Raw genomic sequence first — 4957 nt, 5'->3', positions numbered from 1 at the left:
AGTATCGTAAATACAACAAGCGAAGTGACACAAAAAGTAGACGTAATGGCAAAAATGATAGTCGAAGACGTCAAAAAAAGCAAATTTTAATCACTGCTAACCACCACAAATTCGCCTGGGCTAGAAAACGCCTTGCCCTGGCGAATTTACCTTTATAACTAAAAATAACACTTTTTTGTTAAAAACCGTTTACATCTTGTGTAAATTTTGGTCATTTTTATATATTATCTTTCCTTTATTTTATGCATATAAAGCTATTTTAGGGCTTTTTTCTATTTTTCTGATAAATAAATTTCAAATTCAATTTTATATATAAAATTTAATCATAATTTAAAAAGCATTAAGTAGCTAGAGAATATAATTTTATTGTTAATTCATAAAAAATACAAGGAGAAAAAATGACAGAACTACTACCAAAATACGGTCTTTATATAAATGGTGAGTGGCGTGACGCAAAAGATGGCGCAACTCTTGATAGCACAAACCCTGCAAACGGAGAATTTCTAGCTAAAATAGCAGACGCAACAGAAGATGACGTAAATGATGCGGTTAAAGCTGCTAGAGAGGCGTTTAATAAATTTAAACGTAGCACCGTAAATGAAAGAAGTGCTCTTTTAAATAAAATCGCCGATATAATTGATGCAAACAAAGAACACCTTGCTCGCGTGGAAACAATGGATAACGGCAAACCTATAAGAGAAACACTAAATGTTGACATCCCTTTTGCAGCTCAGCATTTTAGGTATTTTGCAGGTGTTATACAGGGAGAGGAGGGAAGTTCAAACGTTCTAAACGAACAGCAACTTTCTATAGTGCTTCGCGAACCTATCGGCGTTGTTGGACAAATAGTGCCTTGGAATTTTCCATTTTTAATGGCGGCTTGGAAGCTAGCTCCGGTTATTGCCGCGGGTGACGCAAGCGTATTTAAACCATCAAGCGAAACAAGCCTTAGTGTTCTTGAACTATTTAGACTAATAGGCGATATCTTGCCAAAAGGTCTTGTAAACATAGTAACCGGTCGCGGAAGCAAATCCGGTGAGTGGATCAAAAATCACACCGGACTTGATAAACTAGCATTTACAGGCTCAACCGAGATAGGTCGCGATATCGCTATCGCAGCCGCACAACGCATAATCCCTGCCACGCTAGAGCTTGGCGGAAAGAGTGCAAATATCTTCTTTGCCGACGCAAATTTAGAAAAAGCGCTTGACGGACTTCAACTTGGCATACTTTTTAACCAAGGCCAAGTTTGCTGCGCGGGAAGTAGGATCTTTGTAGAAGAGAAATTCTATGATAAATTTATGGAAGCAGCGGTTAAGAAATTTGCAAATATCAAAGTCGGAGATCCGCTAGATCCTAACACACAAATGGGCGCACAAGTAAACAAAAAACAAGCGGCTCAGATCCTTGAATACGTAAAGATCGGCAAAGACGAAGGTGCTACGGTAGCAGTAGGAGGCGAAGCATATAGTGCAAACGGTTGCGATAAAGGTGCTTTTGTTAAGCCTACTCTACTTACCAATGTCACAAATGACATGCGTGTAGCTCAAGAGGAAATTTTCGGTCCTGTTGGCGTCGTGATAAAATTTAAAGACGAAGAAGAGCTTATCAAAATGGTAAATGATAGTGAGTATGGTCTTGGCGGAGGTATCTTCACTCAAGATATAACTAAAGCGCTTCGTGTCGCTAGACTAATGGAAACAGGTCGCGTATGGATAAATACATACAACCAAATCCCTGAAGGAAGTCCATTTGGCGGATATAAAAACTCAGGTATTGGTCGCGAAACACACAAGATAATCCTAGAACACTACACTCAAATGAAAAATATCATGATAGATCTTACAGGAAAACCAAGCGGCTTTTACGAGCAGTAACGTATAGGGCGAATTTTCGCCCTATCTTCTTTAAATTTTTAAACTCTCTTTGGTATAATTTGTACTTTTTAAGGACAAATATGCAAGAAAACATCTATGTCATCGGCGACGTTCACGGTTGCTATAAAACCCTACTTGCACTTATAGACAAATTTCCCAACGGACTAAATTCGCGTATTTGCTTTGTTGGAGACGTGATAGATAGAGGCGAAAATAGCGCCGAAGTCATAGAGCTTATTTTACAAAACGGCTATGACTGCGTCCTTGGCAACCACGAATTTAGGCTTCTTAAATTTAGCGATGAATTTTTAAAAGGCAAAGAGCTTTTAAATGAGCCTTGGTTTTATAAAAACGGTAGAGCACAGACCTTTGCTTCGTATCAAAACAAGCAAAAATTAAAAGAAAAACATCTTAAATTTATGCGTTCCTTACCAGTGTATATAGAGTATAAAAATTTAAAAACCTCGGATCAAAGAAAGCTTGTGGTGTCGCATTCTGCCGTAGGTAAAATGTGGAAAAGTAGAAAAGATAAAAGCCTAAAAGATGATTTTAGAAAGCACGTCATATCAGGGCGTGACGATACTTTTGAAAATGCAAAAATTTTTAATGTCTACGGACATACTCCGCTTAAAGATCCTGATATAACAAATTTTAGTGCAAATATAGACCTTGGCTGTGTTTACAAGCAAGGAGCAAACCCGCGTCTTTGCGCGATCGAATTTCCAAGTATGAAAATTTTTACGCAAGAAAATATCGAAAGTTAGGCTAAATTTAAACTGTTTTTACTTCGTGGTTTTCATAAAATTTGATTATTCGCTTATGCACAGCGAGCGAGGCAAAAAGAATCACTCCTCCAACCACAAGGCGTAAAAGGTCAGTTTGCTTATACCAAAATAACAAATTTACAATGATAGCAGCGGGAATTAACGCGTTGTTCATGATAGCCAAAACTCCGCTATCAACCTGCGTTGCTCCTTTATTCCATAGATAATACCCAACTCCACTAGCCACGACGCCTAGCCATATAAGAACGGCGCTTTGAATTAAGTCAGGAGTTATACGGCTAAAATTTCCAAACACCAAAAACGCCAGCAACGTGACAAAAAACGCTCCAAAATGAAAATATCCAAAAATTCCTTTTTGCTCTATGGTGTTTTTCTCAAGTAAAATTTTATACGCACTCTGCCCTGCTCCAAAGCAAATATTTGCTCCTTGAACCAATAAAAATCCCGTTAAAAATCCATCATTTATAGCGCCGTATTTTATGATAAATGCTCCAAATACCGCAATGCCAACACTCACTAGATAAAGCTTTTTAAATTTACGGTTAAACGCATCATACACAAGCGTTACATAAAATGGTGTAAATATTGTAAAAAGGGCGACTTCGGGCACCGAAAGATACAAAAAAGAGTTATAGTAAAAAAGATACATTACGCCGATCTGCACGGCACCTATCGCCATGATACTTAATGCAAAACTAGGCTTAATCCCTCTAAATTTAGTAAATGGCAAAAACACCAACGCCGCAAGTGCCACTCTCACAAAAACACTAAAATAACTATCGATCTTGCCAGCTAAAAATTCACCTATAAGACTAAAACTAAACGCCCACAAAAAAGTTACAAAAACTAAATTTTTCAATCAAAAATCCTCTTTAAAATTTCATCACCAGCCTCGTAATAATACTCAAGGCAGAGCATTTGCATCTCATCATAATTTAATATAAAATTTATTCTATCATCGAAATTTTTGCCAAATAAATAAAAAAATTCACGATATTCCATCTTTCCTTCTGCGTATCTTTGAGTGATTGTTTTTAAATTTTTTTGGATATCAAGCTGTTTAATGGTGTCTATTTTTACCATTGCATCAAGTTTATTTATGCGTTTTTTGATGGCTTTTAGTTTAAGGATAATCCCATCCTCTTCTTCATTGGCGCTAAGTAAGGCAACTCTTTTTTCTTGTCTTTGTCTACTTAAACTTAATTCATTTGGGATATCCCATTTAAACTCGATCATGGGCTTATTAGCATCAAGATATTTATCAAATGCTTCAGAACCGCTCTTGTTTCCTATCTTTAGATCGTCTGCACTAAGATGCTGAAAGTCTTTTAAATAAACCTTTGGAGCAAAGCGACTCTTTTCTTGTTTTTCTTCCTCTTTTTTGATGATTTTTTCTTGCTTTATTGCATTTAATTTAAGCAAAGATGTTTTGTTATCAAATTTAGGCATTATCACGCTTGAGCCGTGCTCAAAATTTATACTTGCGTCAGAAAGAAGGCTGATACGCGACAAAAGCTCATTTTGCCTAAACAAAAGCTCCTCAAGTGTCTCTTGACTGTTTTTTAAATTTAATCCAAGTGCCGCAAACTCATCAAAGCCGATGTCATTAAACTCAAGCCAAAACGAAGCGTCTATGCTTAACTCTTTTAAAAGTTCCAGCCTTTCTTGCTCGATATTTATAAGCTCGGCTATAGCGATGGCGTTAAAATAAATTTTGCCTACTTGAAAGCTGATTAAATTTAAAAACTCATCATTTTTATAAAAATTATTTGCATTTTTGTATAGTAAAATTTTATTTGCCGCTTCTCTTTCTCCACCATCAAAAAGCAGATACTCTATCCTAGCAGTTATACCACCAGACCTTAACACAACATCTTTACTTAAGTCTTTAGAGAGCTTATAACGAGCATTTATATCAATATTTAGTAGCTTGTTTTTTGTATCTTCTTGGTTTATTTGGTTAAATTTAACATACTCTTCGAGTTTTGCACTTTGAGCCAAATTTATGATCTGAACTAAATTTCCCCCCCATGCAACACAGCTAAATAGTAAAAATATTAAAATTTTAGCACTCATGATAGCACCTCAAGCGGCAAAAACAGGCAACATTAGTGAAAACTTTTTACTAAGTTTCCAACCAATAAATTCCAGCCATCCACCAGAACAAATATCAAAAGCTTAAACGGCAAAGATATCATAACCGGAGGAAGCATCATCATACCCATGGCCATCAAAACCGAGCTTACAACCATATCGATAACAAGAAACGGCAGGTAGAGCAAAAATGCTATCTCG

4 protein-coding genes and 1 pseudogene are annotated in these 4957 nt (G+C 36.5%); 2 read left to right on the top strand and 3 right to left on the bottom strand.

Going from position 1 to position 4957, the window contains the following annotated elements; translation table 11 throughout:
• Positions 1-398: 398 nt before the first annotated feature.
• Together CCAL5182_RS09055 and CCAL5182_RS09050 are read left to right on the top strand one after the other, a co-directional pair.
• Positions 399-1877, top strand: coding sequence for an aldehyde dehydrogenase family protein (locus CCAL5182_RS09055; protein WP_169938882.1), 1479 nt, complete (start codon positions 399-401; stop codon positions 1875-1877).
• An 80-nt stretch (positions 1878-1957) separates the two neighbouring features.
• The gene (locus tag CCAL5182_RS09050; protein ID WP_169972584.1) at positions 1958-2641 is read left to right on the top strand and encodes a metallophosphoesterase; all 684 of its coding nucleotides are present in this window, start codon (positions 1958-1960) and stop codon (positions 2639-2641) included.
• Positions 2642-2648: 7 nt separating this feature from the next.
• Here the strand turns inward: CCAL5182_RS09050 and CCAL5182_RS09045 are convergent, their stop codons facing one another.
• The 3 genes and pseudogenes from CCAL5182_RS09045 to CCAL5182_RS09035 form a co-directional block, all read right to left on the bottom strand.
• The gene (locus CCAL5182_RS09045; protein WP_336610849.1) at positions 2649-3521 is read right to left on the bottom strand and encodes a DMT family transporter; all 873 of its coding nucleotides are present in this window, start codon (positions 3519-3521) and stop codon (positions 2649-2651) included.
• Positions 3518-4738 carry a hypothetical protein gene (locus tag CCAL5182_RS09040; protein ID WP_170000532.1) on the bottom strand — a complete coding sequence of 407 codons (1221 nt, stop codon included), beginning with the start codon at positions 4736-4738 and terminating at the stop codon, positions 3518-3520. The genes CCAL5182_RS09045 and CCAL5182_RS09040 overlap by 4 nt, the downstream gene beginning before the upstream one ends.
• Positions 4739-4770: 32 nt before the next feature.
• Positions 4771-4957: pseudogene (locus CCAL5182_RS09035) on the bottom strand (flagellar type III secretion system pore protein FliP); the annotation flags it as partial.

The sequence above is a fragment of the Campylobacter sp. 7477a genome, from assembly GCF_014892335.1.
GTDB classification, from domain to species: domain Bacteria; phylum Campylobacterota; class Campylobacteria; order Campylobacterales; family Campylobacteraceae; genus Campylobacter_A; species Campylobacter_A californiensis.
The sequence above is the reverse complement of the archived record's forward strand: the minus strand, read 5'-3'. Positions and strand labels throughout refer to the sequence as shown.

Excerpts from the sequence above, each read along its gene's own strand:
- CCAL5182_RS09055 (WP_169938882.1), top strand. The coding sequence starts at position 399 with ATGACAGAACTACTACCAAAATACGGTCTTTATATAAATGGTGAGTGG.
- CCAL5182_RS09050 (WP_169972584.1), top strand. The coding sequence starts at position 1,958 with ATGCAAGAAAACATCTATGTCATCGGCGACGTTCACGGTTGCTATAAA.
- CCAL5182_RS09040 (WP_170000532.1), bottom strand. The coding sequence starts at position 4,738 with ATGAGTGCTAAAATTTTAATATTTTTACTATTTAGCTGTGTTGCATGG.